Source organism: Mycobacterium sp. (genome assembly GCF_052144515.1).
Taxonomy (GTDB): domain Bacteria; phylum Actinomycetota; class Actinomycetes; order Mycobacteriales; family Mycobacteriaceae; genus Mycobacterium.
Window position 1 is genome coordinate 1 of the sequence record NZ_JBKQQD010000534.1, and the last position, 17,816, is coordinate 17,816.

Annotated in this window: 18 protein-coding genes, 1 tRNA gene and 1 pseudogene; 9 read left to right on the forward strand and 11 right to left on the reverse strand. The window is 65.3% G+C overall.

The window, feature by feature from the left end:
- Window positions 1-165: 165 nt before the first annotated feature.
- The 5 genes from ACLP9N_RS36245 (at window position 166) to ACLP9N_RS36265 (ending at window position 3,415) form a co-directional block, all read left to right on the forward strand.
- Window positions 166-699, forward strand: a complete 534-nt coding sequence (locus ACLP9N_RS36245; RefSeq protein ID WP_442411913.1) for a hypothetical protein — start codon at window positions 166-168, stop codon at window positions 697-699.
- Window positions 700-780: 81 nt separating this feature from the next.
- A complete protein-coding gene (locus ACLP9N_RS36250) occupies window positions 781-1,839 on the forward strand; it encodes a poly-gamma-glutamate hydrolase family protein (RefSeq protein WP_442411914.1) in 1,059 nt (352 codons plus the stop codon).
- Window positions 1,840-1,865: 26 nt separating this feature from the next.
- A complete protein-coding gene (locus tag ACLP9N_RS36255) occupies window positions 1,866-2,690 on the forward strand; it encodes an LLM class F420-dependent oxidoreductase (RefSeq protein ID WP_442411915.1) in 825 nt (274 codons plus the stop codon).
- Between the two features lie 42 nt (window positions 2,691-2,732).
- Window positions 2,733-2,808, forward strand: a tRNA-Arg gene (locus ACLP9N_RS36260).
- Between the two features lie 292 nt (window positions 2,809-3,100).
- The gene (locus ACLP9N_RS36265) at window positions 3,101-3,415 is read left to right on the forward strand and encodes a DUF732 domain-containing protein (protein ID WP_442411916.1); all 315 of its coding nucleotides are present in this window, start codon (window positions 3,101-3,103) and stop codon (window positions 3,413-3,415) included.
- A gap of 430 nt (window positions 3,416-3,845) precedes the next feature.
- Here the strand turns inward: ACLP9N_RS36265 and ACLP9N_RS36270 are convergent, their stop codons facing one another.
- The 4 genes and pseudogenes from ACLP9N_RS36270 to ACLP9N_RS36285 form a co-directional block, all read right to left on the reverse strand.
- Complete coding sequence (locus ACLP9N_RS36270) at window positions 3,846-4,301, reverse strand: hypothetical protein (protein ID WP_442411917.1); 456 nt, start codon at window positions 4,299-4,301, stop codon at window positions 3,846-3,848.
- 181 nt (window positions 4,302-4,482) lie between these two features.
- A complete protein-coding gene (locus ACLP9N_RS36275) occupies window positions 4,483-4,965 on the reverse strand; it encodes a CDGP domain-containing protein (RefSeq protein WP_442411918.1) in 483 nt (160 codons plus the stop codon).
- 85 nt (window positions 4,966-5,050) lie between these two features.
- Window positions 5,051-5,215 (reverse strand): hypothetical protein, encoded by a 165-nt coding sequence (locus ACLP9N_RS36280; RefSeq protein WP_442411919.1) that lies wholly within the window; start codon window positions 5,213-5,215, stop codon window positions 5,051-5,053.
- Window positions 5,216-5,394: 179 nt separating this feature from the next.
- Window positions 5,395-5,847, reverse strand: a pseudogene (locus ACLP9N_RS36285) (NUDIX hydrolase); the annotation flags it as partial.
- An 885-nt stretch (window positions 5,848-6,732) separates the two neighbouring features.
- On the opposite strand from ACLP9N_RS36285, the gene ACLP9N_RS36290 reads away from it, so the two are divergent.
- The 4 genes from ACLP9N_RS36290 to ACLP9N_RS36305 all read left to right on the forward strand — a co-directional run bounded on the left by ACLP9N_RS36290 (window position 6,733) and on the right by ACLP9N_RS36305 (window position 11,536).
- Window positions 6,733-8,118 carry an MFS transporter gene (locus ACLP9N_RS36290; RefSeq protein ID WP_442411920.1) on the forward strand — a complete coding sequence of 462 codons (1,386 nt, stop codon included), beginning with the start codon at window positions 6,733-6,735 and terminating at the stop codon, window positions 8,116-8,118.
- A gap of 186 nt (window positions 8,119-8,304) precedes the next feature.
- Entirely contained in the window at window positions 8,305-9,525 is a 1,221-nt protein-coding gene (locus ACLP9N_RS36295) for an acetyl-CoA acetyltransferase (protein ID WP_442411921.1), read from the forward strand.
- Between the two features lie 2 nt (window positions 9,526-9,527).
- Window positions 9,528-11,024 carry a carotenoid oxygenase family protein gene (locus ACLP9N_RS36300; protein WP_442411922.1) on the forward strand — a complete coding sequence of 499 codons (1,497 nt, stop codon included), beginning with the start codon at window positions 9,528-9,530 and terminating at the stop codon, window positions 11,022-11,024.
- A 29-nt stretch (window positions 11,025-11,053) separates the two neighbouring features.
- Window positions 11,054-11,536 (forward strand): VOC family protein, encoded by a 483-nt coding sequence (locus ACLP9N_RS36305; RefSeq protein ID WP_442411923.1) that lies wholly within the window; start codon window positions 11,054-11,056, stop codon window positions 11,534-11,536.
- Between the two features lie 3 nt (window positions 11,537-11,539).
- On the opposite strand, the gene ACLP9N_RS36310 is transcribed toward ACLP9N_RS36305, so the two are convergent.
- From ACLP9N_RS36310 to ACLP9N_RS36340, 7 genes are all read right to left on the reverse strand, one after another.
- Window positions 11,540-11,971, reverse strand: coding sequence for a hypothetical protein (locus tag ACLP9N_RS36310; RefSeq protein WP_442411924.1), 432 nt, complete (start codon window positions 11,969-11,971; stop codon window positions 11,540-11,542).
- 113 nt (window positions 11,972-12,084) lie between these two features.
- Window positions 12,085-12,858 carry a VOC family protein gene (locus tag ACLP9N_RS36315; protein WP_442411925.1) on the reverse strand — a complete coding sequence of 258 codons (774 nt, stop codon included), beginning with the start codon at window positions 12,856-12,858 and terminating at the stop codon, window positions 12,085-12,087.
- Window positions 12,859-12,951: 93 nt separating this feature from the next.
- A complete protein-coding gene (locus tag ACLP9N_RS36320; RefSeq protein ID WP_442411926.1) occupies window positions 12,952-13,128 on the reverse strand; it encodes a hypothetical protein in 177 nt (58 codons plus the stop codon).
- Window positions 13,112-13,585, reverse strand: a complete 474-nt coding sequence (locus ACLP9N_RS36325) for a type II toxin-antitoxin system Rv0910 family toxin (RefSeq protein WP_442411927.1) — start codon at window positions 13,583-13,585, stop codon at window positions 13,112-13,114. Before ACLP9N_RS36325 ends, ACLP9N_RS36320 begins: the two co-directional genes overlap by 17 nt.
- A gap of 3 nt (window positions 13,586-13,588) precedes the next feature.
- A complete protein-coding gene (locus ACLP9N_RS36330; RefSeq protein ID WP_442411928.1) occupies window positions 13,589-13,774 on the reverse strand; it encodes an antitoxin in 186 nt (61 codons plus the stop codon).
- Window positions 13,775-13,785: 11 nt separating this feature from the next.
- Window positions 13,786-16,188 carry an HAD-IC family P-type ATPase gene (locus tag ACLP9N_RS36335; protein ID WP_442411929.1) on the reverse strand — a complete coding sequence of 801 codons (2,403 nt, stop codon included), beginning with the start codon at window positions 16,186-16,188 and terminating at the stop codon, window positions 13,786-13,788.
- Window positions 16,185-17,774, reverse strand: a complete 1,590-nt coding sequence (locus ACLP9N_RS36340; RefSeq protein ID WP_442411930.1) for a serine hydrolase — start codon at window positions 17,772-17,774, stop codon at window positions 16,185-16,187. The genes ACLP9N_RS36335 and ACLP9N_RS36340 overlap by 4 nt, the downstream gene beginning before the upstream one ends.
- Window positions 17,775-17,816: the final 42 nt, after the last annotated feature.

Genomic DNA, 17,816 nt, shown 5'->3' on the forward strand with positions numbered 1-17,816 from the left:
GGTGATCTCCGCGCGAGACGTCATCGACAACCCACTTCCCATGCCTCACGACAGTCACCATTTCGCGGGCATTCTTACGTGAGGCACCGAAGGCGTTTCGCGGGCAGTTTCCATGAGTCAAGCCGCCGACTACCTCGGCGCAAACCGAGGTTCAACAGCAAGGGGGTGCTGGCCGGAAGCCTGATCGCCGCCGTCGGCTTGAGCGCCGCGCTGGGCATGACCCTCTTCGGCAACTCGAACCAACCGCGCCCCGTGAGCGTGGCCTCGGGCGTCACCGCCGCACCGGTCGCGGCTCCAGCCGCGGCCCCGGCTCCGGCACCGACCCCGCCCAACAACGGCGCGGCCCCCGCGTCGGTGGTCGCACTGCCCGCCGACATCCCAGCGCCGGCCCCAGCGGTCACACCGCCCGTCAATATCCCGGCGCCCGCTCCCGTGGTCACCCCGCCTCCTGACAACGGTCCGCCCCCGGCGGATCCCGGCCCCCCGCCTGCTGCCCCGCCTCCCGGACCGGTCGTCATCGTGAATAGCCCTCCGCCGCCGGTGTGGCTGCCGCCGATTCACCCACCCCTGCCGCTTCAACCACCATCGCCGCCGCAGTCGCCACCGCATCTGCCCCCACCGCCGAAACTGCCGACGTTGCCTCCGCCGCCATCACTGTGCTTGCCTCCGCACCACCTGGTGCAGGGCGTCTGCAAATGAGTTCGCGCACATAGGCACCGCTTGTCCGAGGGCAACGCTTAGGCTGGCCGGGTGCTGACTCGTTTGACGGTGACCGGCTGAATGCTGGCGCGTCACCATGCCTACTTCGCATACGGGTCGAACCTGTGCGTGCGACAGATGGCGCGGCGCTGTCCTGATGCCGGCGATCCGCGGCCGGCGGTGCTGAGCGATCACGACTGGCTCATCAACGAGCGCGGCGTAGCCACCGTCGAGCCGCTTGCCGGCAATGACGTGCACGGCGTGCTCTGGCAACTTTCCGATCGCGACCTGACCACCTTGGACAGCGCCGAGGGCGTGCCGGTGCGCTATCGGCGTGACCGTCTGACCGTGCACAGCAACGACGGGCCGTCGGATGCCTGGGTCTACATCGACCACCGGGTGACGCCGGGCCCGCCGCGGCCGGGCTATCTGCAACGCATCATCGACGGCGCCGTCCACCACGGCTTGCCGCAACGCTGGATCGACTTCCTGCGCCGCTGGGATCCCGCGCATTGGCCGCGCCCGGCGTTGGCGTCGTCCGGGCCTGCCCCGCAATCGCTTTCAGCGTTGTTGAGCGAACCCGGCGTGGTCGAGGTCAGCCGGCTGCGGTCGCGATTCGGCTTCCTTGCCATTCACGGCGGCGGCCTGGAACAGATGACCGACCGCATCGCCGAACGCGCCGCCGAGGACGCCGAGGCGTCGGTGTACCTGCTGCGGCATCCCGACCGGTATCCGCATCACCTGCCGTCGGCCCGTTTCGACCCGAGTGAGTCGCCGCGGCTGGCCGCGTTTCTCGACCACGTCGACGTCGCCGTCTCGCTGCACGGCTACGGCCGCATCGGGCGCAGCACACAGCTGCTGGCCGGCGGCCGTAACCGTTCACTGGCCGCGCATCTGGCGCGGCACATCAAGCTGCCCGGGTATCAGATCGTCACCGACCTCGATGCCATTCCACCCGAGCTGCGGGGCCTGCATCCGGACAACCCGGTCAACCGGGTACGCGACGGCGGGACGCAGCTGGAACTGTCGGTCCGCGTCCGGGGTCTCAGCCCGCGCAGCCCGCTGCCCGGCCGCGACGGCTGGTCGCCGGTCACTGTGGCCCTGGTGCACAGCTTGGTAGCCGCAGCCCGTTCTTGGTAAGTGTTGTCAGATCGTTTAAACGGAGGTTGTTGGTGGCCAAGGATTTTCGCTTCGGGATGAGCGTTCGCTTCTTCAAATCGCGCTCTAGATTGCAAGAGTTGGCGAAGCGCGCCGAAGATGCCGGATTCGACATCGTCTGCGTGCCCGACCATCTCGGCGCCGCGGCGCCGATCCCGACGCTGACGGCCGTCGCGCTGGCCACCACGAAGCTCAAGCTGAGCATGTATGTGCTCAACTCCGCGTTCTACAAACCGGCGTTGCTGAGCAGAGATCTCCAAGCGTTGGAGGTGCTCAGCGACGGCCGTCTGGAAATCGGTCTGGGCACCGGCTATGTCCGGGAGGAGTTCGAGGCCGCCGAGTTGCCATATCCCAGCGCCGGAGCGCGGGTCGACTACCTCGAACACATGACGAAGTACCTCAAGGAGCACCACCCGAAGGCTCCGATCCTCATCGCCGGCAACGGCGACCGGGTGCTGACGATCGCGGCCCGGTACGCCGACCTGATCGGACTGACCGGTTCCCGCGTGAAGGACGTCGAGGACCCGATGGCTGAACGTGTCGAGTTCGTCCGCAACGCCGCGGGTGAGCGCTTTGATGCACTCGAGCTGAATTTGGCGATCACGGCGATGCCGGCCGTCGGCGAGAGCGCACCCGACTTGGCGTTGACGCGCAGGTACGCCCCGGATTTGTCCGACGACGAAATAATGGCCCAGCGCTCGGTGCTCACCGGGTCACCCCGCGAGATGGCCGACACCCTGGCCGGCTACCGCGAAAAGTACGGACTGACCTGCTTTACCGTGCAGGACAACCACATCGAGAACTTCTCGAAGGTCATCGCGGAGCTGCGCTGATCGGGTGGCTGGCAGCAGTCTACCGGTAAGCTCATCCCGTCCGCCCTCGTAGCTCAGGGGATAGAGCACGGCTCTCCTAAAGCCGGTGTCGCAGGTTCGAATCCTGCCGGGGGCACCAGTTCGGGCACAGGTGTTATTGCAGGTCAAAGCTATTTTGCGGAGACCCAGCAACGCCGTGCATTCTCCGGTGCATTTTGCTATCGCAGGTCAAGCCGGTTCACACTGTCCGCTGAGTTGCTACCCCGGCTCGCACCGACTGGGACCAGATAATTTTAGATTGTGACTCTCAACATCACCGTGGCGGCGCGTGACTCATGGCCCAGCTATTGCTGCTAACGCAGTGGCAGGGGCTATCCGGACACGTTAAACATGCTGACCCAGCTAGAGCAGACGATAGGAGATAACCAACCGTGAAAACAATTGCGGCAACGGCAATCACACTCGGTGCGCTGCTGTCAGGTGCTGGTATAGCGCACGCTGACGCTGACTCAGACTATATAAACAACCTCAAGTCGCATGGTCTGTCGCCCACACCAGGGATTTCCGAAAGCCAGTGGGAGGCGGGCGCGATCAAAGCAGCGCATGACATCTGCGGCATGGCGGCATCGGGGCAAAGCCGGGATGGCATCAAGGCGCACTACGCGGGGAAAAACCCTGACAATGTGAATAACGTGAACGCCACGATCGATGCGGCCGTAGCAACCTACTGCCCGCAATACTGGTGACCTGACCAACCGATCCATCGCGGGCACTACAACCACGCCCGCCATACCTTAAACCCAGCTCAATACCACAACCACCTCACCGAAACGGGGAGCGCTAGTGTAGCGAAACCCCTGGAAATGCTGGGCGAGTCATGATGTTTATAACCATCTTCATATTCTAGCTATCTCCCATATCTCCAATGGTCGATGGCGGGGCGGCCGTATCCGATGGTCAATGATGACCGCATAGGAGGCCCGCGATGTCGTATGTGAGGCACTTTTTGTCGTCTCTCGGGACATCGTTGACAGGTGTCCCGGTGACATGGTTTACACCTATTGCCTGTTTTCGGGGCTGTTTCCGCATTTGACGCCGCGGGGTTGGTGGTCTCGCCAGACGCTGCACGCCTGGTTGCCCCGGTATGAGCCCGGGGCACCAGTTTGGCTGCCGCCGTTATTGTTTGTTGCCGCCACCACAGTTGGGGTTCGAGGGCTTTGACGGCCATGCGCAGGCACTGACGTCGGTAGCGCTCCCGGAGCCTCCGCCGCTAAACACGCCGTAGGTGTCGCCCTGGGTCGCGGTGTAGGTGGCGCCGCCGGCTCCTTGCCAGCCGCCCGAACTCACGACGGTCACCGCCCAGCCCTTACCTTGGAGCGCGGTTTTGTACGCGTCCATCACGTCGGTCGACGATCCGTTGACCAGGAAGTGCAGATGGATGCCGCTGTCTGGAATCGTGTCGGGGCCGTCGGTGCGCTGAGTGTTCGCCGGTGTGGGTATTAGCGATTGCAGTTGCGTTGCCGAGGCCGGCGACGATGTCTTAGTGGCCGAGTTAGTAGAACCGCTGCAACCCGACGCAGCTAGACCGATCGCCATCGCTGCGGCGACCAAAGCGTAGGTGTTGCGGCTCATGATTCCCTCCCTAGCTCATTCGCACCGTACCAACGGGGGCGAATCCGCTCCGGCAATAGAGTTGAAAACCTCGATCCAATCGGGACGCCGCTTGTCGCACACCAATACCGGGTGTTGAATGCCGACGGCGCTGACGAGTTAGCCATCTCAATCTCTCCTATTTTTTTGCAGGTGAAAGCCATTAGCCCAGATGCCCTGGTTCATCGGGCAGCACGGTGTCGGGCCGCACCGGGTAGGTCTCGTTGCTGATCAGACGCTGATTGACGAAGTATCCGCCCGAACAGCTGGTGTAAGACGAGTACGAGCCGCCGCCGCTGGAGGTGCAGAGCGGCATCGAATAATGCGCGGGAACCCAGATGGTCCGTTCTCGGCTCCAGCTGCCGTCGCCGGCTATCGGGCCGTCGCACAGGGTGCGGCGCTGGGAACCGAGGAAGCCCCACGGTTCGGTCTTGCAGTTGGCGTCCGCGCGTGCGGGGCCGGCAAAGTTCGGGGCCGGTGCGCCGTCATCGGCAAGGCTCGTCGCAGCGAGACCGACGCCGGTCGCGGTGATCGCCGCGGCTAGCAGAGCGCCGACCATGCTGCGGCGCAGGAAGCCGATTCCCTCGCCGCGCACGGTGCTTGTCGTGGTGTCGTGGATCTGGTTGGTGTTTGCTGAAGTGTTCATGGCATTGATCGTTCATCCAGCGATGGCGTCGCAGTAGCGGTCGTGTCCTTGCAGGGGTACAAGCGCGCCTTGCACCCATGGGCCGTCAGAGGCTTCTGCCCGCGTCCGAGGCGGCCAAGGCCGTAATCGAGCCCGCCACCAACACCGTCACCATCCCCGTCGGCAGGGTGCCGTACGGGGTGGCGGTCAGCCCTACCGGCCCCCAGGCCGGCGGGTCTACGTCCCCAACGACACGGGTGTCGGTGATCAAACCCCGCCACCAACACGGTCACCGCCACCATCCCCGTCGGCAACTCGCGGGTCGGGGTTGCGGTCAGCCCCACCGGCGCCGCAGCCGGCAACGTCTACGTCGTCAACCTTGGCGACGATACGGTGCCGGTGATCAGCTAAGAACGAAACCTAACTCGTAACTGTTAGCGCCAGCATCCCGCGAAGCGCTTGCCAGCTCGCGGCCAATCCGGGATGCAACCGCAGGTCCGCCACGTCGGGCTCCGCGACCCAGCCGAGCTCGGCGCTTTCGACGCACGCCACGACCGGCAGCAGCTCGGCGGCGTCGGCGATGACTGTGGTGTAGGTCCAGTCGGTGCCGACCGGCGCGGCGGTGACAACCGAGGCAAGTAGGTCGATCTGATCGGCGCGGACGCCGGTCTCTTCGTGTGCTTCGCGCAGCGCGGCGCGCTCGGCGGTCTCGTGGCTGTCGCGGGCGCCGCCGGGCAGCCCCCAGGTGCCGCCCTGGTGGCTCCACAACGCTCGCCGTTGCAGCAACACGGCCGGTACGCCGTCCGGCGCCGGGGCACGCAGCAGCAGACCCGCTGCCCCATACCGGCCCCAATAGCGACTGCCGGTGGCCTAGACCACCCATCCGTTGCCGTCACCACGCACGATCACACGATATTTGCCGTGACCATCTCGGAGCCCGAGAGACGCGCGCGATTTCATGACCATCAAATTAACTTCCGAAACTCGTTGACGCTCATGGCTTTAACGTCGAGTGCGTCGTTCATTATGAAGTAAAGCTCCGGAACGGCGCGGTTAACCTGCGCGTCATGTGCTGGGCCCCAACAACTTACGATAAAACTCCTTTTCGAACGATAAGAAGCCGCGCGAATGCCTCGCGACCCTATCGAGCGAGCGCATGAACTTCGCATGAACTGCGCGAAGACCCCGCAAGCGGTGTGCGGCAACCTGAGCATCGTCGGCTGCGCAGCCGACCCCCGGCAGGTACTAACTCTCCAACAGGAACCACGACATGAACACCACCCATCTCCTGAAGCGGGTCATCGCCGGGGCGCTGTTGTCGGGCGTCGCGGTGATCGGGTTGGGCTGGGCCGGGTACGCCGCAGGCCCAGCCGGATCTTGCGCCGCAAACTCTCGGTCCAGTCCTCGCAGACGCTCCGGCCCCTCCTCCACCCCCTCCGCGGAAGGTGCGCTGGTCCCTCTTCTTGCCCACGCCGTGCCCGGCCCCAACCCCCTGAGGGCTGATACGTAGTCCGCGAGCGAAAGCCGCCCCGGCCGATGTCGGGGCGGCTTTTCGTTTTGAGTCATACCTCCCGGTCTCTTGCATTAGATCCGTATATCGGATTAATCTGACCCGCTATACGGACGCCTCATGAGCGACAAACTGCGTGCCGCACATCGGCATACCGACCGGCACCCGTCGTCGAACCGCACCCGCACCCCGCAAACGCCCTGCGCCAAGCCGCTCAGCCAGGTACGCTGCCATCCGCGCCAGTCAGAGCCCGGGTGGGCGTTTTGCCAAGGAGAACAGTGCGTAATGAGTTGCGGCCCAAGCGGTTCGACGGCGGGCAGAGGTACCTTCGCAGAGTCGTCGCTGCGTCCATGGCCGGCACTGTCGTCGAATGGTACGAGTTCTTCCTCTACGGCACCGCGGCCACGCTGGTATTCAGCAAGGTGTTCTTCGCGAAAGGCGGCAACGATCTCGACGCCATCCTCGCCGCCTTCGTGACCTACGCCGTCGGCTTCGCTGCCCGCCCAATCGGCGGGATCGTCTTCGGCCAACTCGGGGATCGGTACGGACGTAAGAGGCTGCTGCAGTTCAGCCTGCTGCTGGTGGGCGCCGCTACCTTCCTCATGGGCTGCCTGCCGACATTCGCGCAGATCGGGTACTGGGCCCCGGCCCTGCTGGTGGTGCTGCGCTTCATCCAGGGCTTCGCCGTGGGCGGCGAGTGGGGCGGTGCCGTTCTGCTCGTCGCCGAACACAGCCCCAACCGGAGCCGCGGCTTCTGGGCAAGTTGGCCGCAGGCCGGCGTGCCCGGCGGGAACATGCTGGCCACGGTGGTGCTGCTGATTCTGACGGCGACGCTCTCAGACGCGGCATTTCTCAGCTGGGGCTGGCGAGTCGCCTTCTGGTTGTCGGCGATCGTCGTCCTGATCGGCTACTACATCCGCACCAAGGTCACCGACGCACCGATCTTCGTCGAAGCACAGCAACAAACCCGACAGGCCAAGGCCAGATCGCTCGGTGTGGTCGAGGTATTCAAGCGCTACCCGCGCGGCGTTTTCACCGCCATGGGCCTGCGTCTCGGCGAAAACACCATGTACTACCTGGTGGTCACCTTCTCGATTACCTATCTCAAAGTGCACGTCCACGCGAACACCAAGTCCATCCTGCAGTGGCTGCTGGTTGCCCATGCCGTGCACTTCGTGGTCATCCCAGTGGCCGGACATCTCAGTGACCGATTCGGAAGGCGCCCAATCTATTTGGTCGGCGCCCTCGGCGGCTGCGCGTGGGGATTCTTCGCCTTCCCGATGATGGACAGCGGCCACAACGCGATCATCATGTCGGCGGTCATCATCGGTCTGGTCTTCCACGGCTGCATGTATGCGCCCCAGCCGGCGGCCATGGCGGAGATGTTTCCCACCCGAATGCGTTATTCGGGCGTGTCGCTGGGCTATCAGGTCACCGCTATCTTCGCTGGTTCGCTGGCGCCGATCATTGCCGTCCGCCTGCTCGAGACGTACAAATCCGCGGTGCCCATCGGGTGGTATCTGGGGGCCAGCACCGCGGTGACCATGGTGGCCGTCCTGGCCTCCCGCGAAACCAAGGGGGTGGATCTCGTGGCCGTCGACCTGGCCGATGCCCAGCGCCTGACGGTTACCCCTGGACTCGTCGGCAGCGCCCCCGCCGAATAAAGGGCGGGCGCTTTTCGCCGTTGGCCGAAGATGTTTGTCAATCGCCGATGATGGCAATGCGTCCGTAGAGGCTCGTGCGGCAGCCGGCTGTCGCGCTCGCCCAGGTCCCGTCGGTTCAGCCCGAGAGCCGACGGGACCGCCCATATCGGGGAGTCCGCAACGTCGATCCGGAGTACCGTGCGCCTTATGGACAGCTCGGCAGGTGTGTGGATTCTCGGGGGTTACCAGAGCGATTTCGCTCGCAATCTCAGCAAAGAGAACCGGGACTTCGCGGCCCTGACCGCGGAGGTCGTCGAGGCCACCCTGGCCTCGGCGAAGGTGGACGCCGACGATATCGGGGTTATCCACGTCGCTAATGCCTTCGGTGAGCTGTTCGCCCGGCAGGGCCACCTCGGGGCGATGCCGGCCACGGTGTGCGACGAGCTTTGGGACACGCCCGCTTCGCGGCACGAAGCCGCGTGCGCGTCGGGCAGCATGGCGACGCTGGCGGCGATGGCGGACCTGCGCTCCGGCGCCTACGACAGTGCACTCGTCGTCGGGGTCGAGTTGGAGAAGACGGTGCCCGGTGACACCGCCGCCCAGCATCTGGGCGCCGCCGCCTGGACCGGGCACGAGGGCGCCGAGGCGCGCTATCTGTGGCCGTCGATGTTCGCGCAGGTCGCCGACGAATACGACCGGCGCTACGGTTTGGACGACGCACATCTGCGCGCGATCGCACAGCTCAACTTCGCCAACGCGCGGCGCAACCCCAACGCTCAGACCCGCGGCTGGACCGTCCCCGACCCGATCACCAACGACGACGCGACCAACCCGATCACCGAAGGCCGGCTGCGGCGGTTTGACTGCAGCCAAATGACCGACGGCGGCGCGGGATTGGTCCTGGTCAACGACGCCTACCTGCGCGAGCACCGGGACGCGCGCCCGGTCAGTCGCATCGACGGCTGGGGGCATCGCACCGTCGGGCTGGGTCTGCGGCAAAAGCTGGACCGCGCCGCTGACGAACCCTACCTGCTGCCGCATGTGCGCGCCGCCGTGCTCGACGCGTTGCGCCGCGCGCGGGTGACCCTGGACGACGTCGACGGGTTCGAGGTGCACGACTGCTTCACCCCCAGCGAGTACCTGGCCATCGACCACATCGGGCTGACCGGCCCGGGCGAATCGTGGAAGGCTATCGAAAACGGCGAGATCGAGATCGGGGGCCGGTTGCCCATCAACCCCAGCGGAGGGCTGATCGGCGGCGGACACCCGGTCGGGGCGTCCGGCGTGCGGATGCTACTGGACGCGGCCAAGCAGGTCGACGGCGCGGCCGGCGATTACCAGGTCGAGGGTGCGCGAACCTTCGGCACGCTGAATTTCGGTGGCAGCACCGCCACCACCGTCAGTTTCGTTGTCAGCAAAGGTATTTGATAATGGATGTTGAAATGGTCGGCAAGTTCCTATCGACCCTGCCCGAAGACGACGACCACCCCTACCGGACCGGCCCGTGGCGACCACAGACCACCGAGTACGACGCCGACGACCTTGCCGCGGTGGAAGGCGAAATCCCCCGCGACCTGGACGGCATCTACCTACGCAACACCGAGAACCCGCTGCATCCTGCGTTCAAGAACTATCATCCGTTCGACGGCGACGGCATGCTGCACGTGGTCGGCTTCCGCGACGGAACAGCCTTCTACCGCAACCGCTTTGTCCGCACCGACGGTTTTCTGGCGGAGAACGAGGCGGGCGGACCGCTGTGGCCGGGACTGGCCGAACCGGTGCAACTGGCCGAACGCGAACAGGGCTGGGGCGCTAGGACTTTGATGAAGGACGCGTCGAGCACCGACGTCATCGTCCACCGCGGCATCGCGTTGACCAGCTTCTATCAGTGCGGCGACCTGTACCGGATCGACCCGTACTCGGCCACCACGCTCGGCAAGGAGACCTGGAACGGTGGCTTCCCGTTCGACTGGGGCGTGTCGGCGCATCCGAAGGTGGACAACAAGACCGGCGAACTGCTGTTCTTCAACTACAGCAAGCAAGAACCCTACATGCGCTACGGGGTCGTCGACGAGAGCAACGAGCTGGCCCACTACGTCGACGTCCCGCTGCCCGGGCCGCGGCTGCCGCACGACATGGCGTTCACCGAGAATTACGTCATTCTCAACGATTTCCCGTTGTTCTGGGATCCGCAGCTGCTCGAGCACGACGTGCATCTCCCCCAGTTCTATCCGGACATTCCGTCGCGCTTCGCGGTGCTCCCGCGGCGGGGTTCGACCGACGACATCCGCTGGTTCGAGGCAGACCCGACGTTCGTGCTGCACTTCACCAATGCCTACGAGGACGGCGACGAGATCGTGCTCGACGGATTTTTCGAAGGCTCGCCCCAGCCTCTGGATACGGGTGGCTCCAAGTGGGACAAGCTTTTTCGCTTCCTGGCGCTGGACCGCCTACAGACCCGGCTGCACCGGTGGCGGTTCAATCTGGTCACCGGCGCGGTGAAAGAGGAGCAACTGTGCGAGTCGATCACCGAGTTCGGGACCATCAACGCCGACTACGCGGCGCGCCGCTACCGCTACACGTATGCCGCCACCGGCAAACCGGGCTGGTTCCTGTTCGACGGTCTGGTGAAACACGACCTACTCGGCGGCGGCCAGGAAAGCTATTCGTTCGGTGACGGTGTCTACGGCAGCGAGACCCAGATGGCGCCGAGGGCGGGCGGTACCGGTGAGGACGACGGCTACCTCGTCACGGTAACCACCGACATGAACGCCGACGCGTCGTACTGCCTGGTCTTCGACGCCGCCCGCGTCTCCGACGGGCCGGTGTGCAAACTGCAACTGCCGGAACGGGTTTCCAGCGGCACACATTCGGCCTGGGTAGCGGGCGCGGAATTGCGGCGCTGGGATACCTTGGATACTGAGTAGTCCGCGGCCAGTGCCGTGGGGCTGTGACGATGTGGCCCGGCTCGGCCCGACGGGTAACCCACTGGCCGGCGCAGTTGGCGTCGATCGGCGGTATTCGTTTCGCCCGTCGCTCGTCGAATTTCGAAGAGACAGTCCGGTTTTACCGTGAGCTGGTGGGGCTGCCGTTGTACGAGACGTTTGCGGCCAGCTACGGCAGCAATGGCGCGATCTTCGGCCTGCCCAGCTGGAACCTGACGCTGGAGATCGTCGAGACGGTCGACGCCGTCGCCGTGGACAACCACGAACACCTGTGTCTGTATTTCCCCGACCAGCAGGCACAGCAGGCGGCGATCGCACGCATGCAGCAGGCGGGGCTGAAACCCGTTGAGCAGCATCCGTACTGGGAGGCGACGGGAGCCGTCACCTATCGCGACCCGGATGGGCGCGAAGTGGTGTTTGCGCCCTTCGTGTTTGGGGTCAACGAGCCCGACGACAGCGCCGCCTCAGGCAGCCACGAGTTCCCGTCGGCCTGAGCCTCAGCGCCTGGCTCGACCGGCGAGGGCTGCGGCCACCGTCCACACCGAGCAGACCACCGCGCATAGCGCCCCGACCGCGCCGACGTACAGCCCGTATTCGGCCGACACCGACGGGCTGACGTTGAGCTTGTAGTACCACACCGTCAGGGCCGCGAGGAGCAGCGAAATGACCAGTGCGGCAATCGAAGCAAGCATCACCGAGAGGCCACGCCCCAGCAGCGCCCCGGCCACCAGCAACATCGAGGACAGCACCACGATGAGCTGGCCTGCGCCGAACCCCCGCGGAAGGACCAGGTTGCCGTGGGTGCCCCCGATCGCGCTGGCCCAGCCGCCGCCGTTGACCTTCGTCGTCAGCCACGGCATCCAGGCGCTGCCCCACACGACCGCGCCGAAAAGCGCCACCAGCCAACCGGGGTGCAGGCGCCGAATCATGATTGCGACATTAGCCGACTTCAACCTTGGCCTGTGCGACCGAGCGTGGCCGGTATCTCATCGCGGCGGCCCGCTGCGCCCGGCTCCGCTGCGCTTATGATCGCCGTGGGACCTTAGGTCTGTAGCGAGGACAGGTTAAACCCGGCACCCGTCGGGTCGGCCGCCTGAGCCAGCCGACCGTACGGGGTGTCCTGAGCTGGCCGCAGCACAGCGCCGCCATTGTCCGCGATTACCTGCAGCGTCTTGTCGACATCCTCAGCACCGAGATAGACGGCCCAATGCGACGGCACGCCATCGGGCAGGAACTTGGCGCCGTCCATTATGCCAAGCAGCTGCTGATCGCCGAACCACGCTGTGGTGTAGCGGAATTCGTCGGTGTCGGAAATCTGCTCGGTCCGCCAGCCGAAAACCTCGCGGTAGAACTCGACAGCGGCGCGATGGTCGCGGGTGGTCAGTTCGTGCCACACCGGGGCACCGGCCTCGCCAATCACCTCGAAGCCGAGGTGCTCCAGTGGCTGCCACAAACCGAAGAACGCTCCCGCCGGGTCACTCGCCATCGCCATGAAACCCTTGGCGGGTACCTCCATGGGTCCCATGCACATCGCGCCACCCGCCGCCGTCAGCGTGGACGCCGTCTCGTTGATGTCGGCGGTGTGGAAGTAGTTGGTCCAGCCGTCCGGCGCCTGAAATTCCGGGCTGTTGGCCATCATGCCGGCGACGAGATGGCCGTCCTTCGCCGCGTTGATGTACCCGCCGTACTCGGGTCCGGCGGATTCGAAAGTCCAGCCGAATACCGCCCCGTAGAAGTCCTGGGCACGGTCGACGTCCGATGACGCCAGATCGATCCAGCAGGGAGCGCCCGTCGGCGCGCCGTTACGGATGGGCATGTTGACCTCCTCGTGATGTCGGGTGAACCCCGGGAGCGGGGTCACCCATACCGACTCTCGCCGAACCGAAAACTAATCGGGCAGTTGCCGGGTTTAAGCGGGTTTGACCGCCAACACCTGATCCGCGCCCGTCCGGCATTCCTCGAAGACCAGCCTGCCGCCCGCGAGATACAGCCGCCACACCCAGGCGACATCTTCACCCAGCAGCGCCACGAATTCATCGAGACGATGCTCCAGCGTTTCCGCCAGCCGATTAGCGACGAACGCCACGGTCCCCGTTCATGCCCGGATCGGGCCCGGTGAACACCGCGACGAAGTTCTGCAGCGATTCGCGGATATCGGTGCGCAGCGCAGCGGCGACGATCATGCCGATCGGCCCGAACAGCGCCGGTCCACCGAGGTGCACGTTGAAGCTGACAACGGAGTCGTCGCCCTTGGGCGCAACCTTGGCGATCAGCTTCACCTTGACGCCGCCGACACCGTCTCCGTTGAGCGTCATGGCTTCCGGCGGCTTGTAATGCACGATCGTCCATTTGATCCGGTTGGGCATGCCCTTGACCTCGACATAGGACTCGACGACCGTGCCCTTCTCCAGGACGTCGGGCAGCCTGCTGCGCCACACCTTGTGGATGGTCAGCCAATCCTTGTACCGGGATAGGTCGGAGGCGTGCTTCCAGGCCTCCTCGGGAGGGAGCGGTACGTCAATGGATCCGGACAGTTTCGCCATGTGCTATTTCTTGTCGCCCCCGGCATCCGTTCCAGCCGCCTTTTTGGCCTCGTCCTGCACCTTGTGGATGGTGTCGGTGTATTTGCCCTGCGTCTTTTCGTCGACGAACTCGCCGGCCTTGTCAATCGCGGTCTCGACCTTGTCGGCGTTCTGCGCCAACAGGTCCTTCGACTTGTCCAGGAACCCCACGGCTACCGAGCCTAACGTGTCGGTGTCAGGGCTCGATCCGGCTCTCGCCACAGCCGCGGATGCACGCCCAGCATCCTGGCCCGGATCCACCACATCGCCTCGATCGCCGCCGCGCCCAGCACGCCGATACCCAGCGCGGTCGACGTCACCACAAGATTCGACGGGTCAAGAAAGAACTTCTTCTGCGCCAGCGGGAGGCTGAAGATCACCACATACGCCAGCCCCGAGGCGATTACCAGCGCCAACCGCCACCACTGGTAGGGACGCGCCGCCACTGCGAGCACCCACACCGCGGTCACCAGTAGCGTGATCAGCGCCGCCGTCGACGCCTGATCCTGTTGCTGCCACGTCGCGTGGCGACCTTTGTAGGCCACCAGGTACGACGCGAAAGTCGCGACACCGACGACAAGTCCGGACGGCAGCGCCGACGTCAGCACCCGCCGCACGAAGCCGGGGTGAACCCGTTCGTTGTTGGGTGCCAGCGACAAGATGAACGACGGGATTCCGATCGTGAACCACGCCGCGATGGTCACGTGGATCGGCTGAAACGGATACAGCAGCGGATCCGCGTGTAGCGCTTTGGAAAACAGGCACTCGATACCCACCAGCAGCGCCAGCAGCGCCGAATATACCGTCTTGGTCAAAAACAGGCTGGCCACCCGCTCGATGTTGCCGATCACCCGCCGGCCCTCGCCGACGACATACGGCAGCGTGGCAAACCTGTTGTCCAGCAACACGATCTGCGCCACCGCCCGCGAAGCCGGGCTGCCCGAGCCCATCGCGACACCGATGTCGGCGTCCTTGAGCGCCAGCACGTCGTTGACGCCGTCGCCGGTCATCGCGACGGCATGCCCGCGCGATTGCAGCGCATGCACGATGGCGCGTTTTTGATCGGGCCGCACCCTGCCGAACGTGGTGTGCGTCTCCAGCGCCTCCGCCAGCTGCGCCTGGTCGCTGGGGAGCTGACGGGCGTCCATGGCGTCGCCGTGCAGCCCCAGCTTGCCGGCGACGGCGCCGACCGACACCGCGTTGTCGCCGGAGATTACCTTGACCGAAACACCCTGTTCTGCGAAGTAATCCATCGTTCCACGGGCGTCGGACCGCACCTTCTGCTCCAGCACCACGAGCGCGACCGGGGTGACCCGGCCCGGCGCCTCCGGGTGATCGACGGCCACATCGCCGCAACCCAACAGCAGTACCCGCAACCCCTGCGCCCCGATCCGCTCGGCCCGTTCCGCGGCCGCCGATGCGGGATCGACCAGCACATCGGGCGCGCCGATCAGCCAGTTGCCGTGGTCGCCGTAGGACACGCCGCTCCACTTGGTGGCGGACTTGAAAGGCGCTGTGGCGGTGGCGATCCAGCCGGGCGGACGTCCATAAGTCTCGGCGATCGCCCGCATGCTGGCGTTGGGGCGGGCGTCGGCGGCGGCCAGCGCGGCCAGTACGTCGGCGGCGGACTCCTGCCCCGCCCCCAGTTCCTCTACGCCCGAGACCCGCATGCCGCTTTCGGTCAACGTGCCGGTCTTGTCGGCGCAGACCACGTCGACGCGGGCCAACCCCTCGATCGCGGGCAACTCCTGCACCAGACATTGGCGTTGACCGAGGCGGATGACGCCCACCGCGAACGCGATCGACGTCATCAGCACGAGGCCTTCGGGCACCATCGGCACCAGCGCCCCCACCATCCGCAGCACCGACTGCCGCCACCCCGCGTGCGTCATGAACAACTGGGTGTAGATCGTCAGCAGCCCGGCCGGCACCAACAGGTAGGTGACGACCTGCAGGATCCGGTTAATGCCATTGCGCAGTTCGGATTTCACCAGCGTAAACTTGCTGGCCTCCTCGGCCAGCGCGGCCGCGTAGGCGTGCGGGCCAACCTTGGTGGCGCGGTAGGCACCGACACCGGCGACGACGAAACTGCCCGACATCACCGCAGCGCCAGCAGCCTTGGCGATCGGATCCGCCTCACCCGTCAACAGCGATTCGTCGACCTCCAGGTTGTCCTCCTCGACGATCTCGCCGTCGACGACGATCTGGTCCCCGGGGCCGAGCTCGATGATGTCATCTAGCACCACCTCGCTCGGCAATAGCGTTGCAGTACCGGATTGCCTGCGCACCAACGGTTTCGCCTGCCCAATGATCGCCAGCTTGTCCAGCGTCTGCTTGGCCCGGATCTCCTGGACCATGCCGATGACGCTGTTGGCGATGATGAGCAGGCCGAACAGCCCGTTGATCACCGAACCCGTCAGCAGCACGATCGCCAGCAGCACGCCCAGGATGGCATTGATACGCGTGAAGACGTTGGCCCGGACAATATCCGCGATGCTGCGCGCGGCGCGCTGCGGAACGGCGTTGCTCCTACCCTCGGCTACCCGCTGCGCCACTTCCGCATCGCTGAGGCCGGAGGCGGTCATCGGGTGAACGTCCCCAACTTGTTCGCGTCGTAATACTCCAAACTCAGCGTGTTGCCGGCGAAGGTCGCCTTGGAAATCGTTCCGGGCGGCGCGTTTTCATTCGCCAACGTGAACGTGAAGATGTCACTGTCCCAGTGCGCCAAGGTGAACGTCTGGTTTTTCGGCCCCAAGGCCAGCTGCAGTGTGCCGTCACGTTCGGTCACGACGGCCGGACCCCAGTAGTCATTCGCGTACAGGCCGACGTAGTCGCCCAGCGGCCTGGGCGGCACGGGGTTGTCCGGGGGTTGCTTACCGACCAGTGAGCCCTCCGGGTTGGTGATAGGGGCGATCGCCTTCTTGTACAGGGCCGCCCAGTCCTCACGAACCTGGCCGTACTGCACCAGATCCATGAATTGCGCGGTCAGTGTCTCCGGCACGCCGAACGGTGCGGCGTTGGTCAGGGCGATGATGGCGAGATCCTCGGACGGCATCGCCACGAAGTTGGTCGCCTCCCCCATCACGAAGGCGCCGGAATGGCTGATGGTGGTGCGCCCTGACGAGTTCACCGACACCGCGAAGCCGTGACCGTAGAAACTGGCCCGCGCCTTCGGGTTCGCCGGGGGCACCGAAACGGCTTGCGGGGTAAGGGCGGGCAGCAGGGCCTCCGGCGAGGTGATCCGCTGGCCGTTGTACGTTCCGTTGGCCAGCAACATCGTCAGCCAGCGGGCCATGTCGTTGACCGACGAACTCACCCCGGCGGCGGGAGACTGGGGATCGGGATCCCGCTGGAATCGCGATTCCCACTTGTCCCCGACCTTGACGTGGTTGACGGCGTGATTGGGGCGGGCCAAAAAATCGGCGAACCGCGAACTGGTCGACGCCATCCCCAGCGGGCGGTAGAGCACCTCGTCGGACAGGTCCTCCCATGACTTGCTCGCCGCGGCGGACACCGCCTCGGCGGCGGCCGTCAGCCCGAAGTTGGTGTAGGCGTAGCTGATTCGAAAGGGCGCCAGCGGCAGCTGCCGCATCCGTTCCAGCGTCTGGCGGCGGTCATAGTCCAGATCCTCCAGCTGGTCACCGGCGTTGCCGGGCAGCCCGGAGCGATGCGAGTACAGATCGGCGATGGTCACATTGCTGCTGACGTAGGGATCCGACAGCGCGAACCACGGCAGCCTGGATACCACGGGCGTGTCCCAGCTGACCACGTTGTCGGTGACTTCATGGGCCACCACCGTCGCACCGACCGATTTGGAGATCGACGCCAACTGGAAGACGGTGTCGGCGTCGACCTTGTTGTCCGCGGCGTCACCTTTGCTGGTGTCTTTGACACCAAAGCCCTTGGCATACATCGTCTTTCCGCCGTGCACAATTGCCACCGCCATCCCCGGGATGCCACTGTTTTTCATCAGGTCGGCAACCAGGCCGTCGACCTTGGACACGGCATCCTCGATGCGGCCGGCGGGGATCTCGACTCCCGACACCTCGTAGGGAGGCGCGTCGGACAACGGGGACGGGGACGGGGGCGAGCTGGCCACGGGTGGCGCCGGTCGACATCCCGTCAGCGCCAGCAAGACCATGATGACAGCGGCCGCCGCTCGTTTCGTCATGGGTGAAGCCTGCTCCTAGGGCGAGCAGACGCAAAAGCCCCC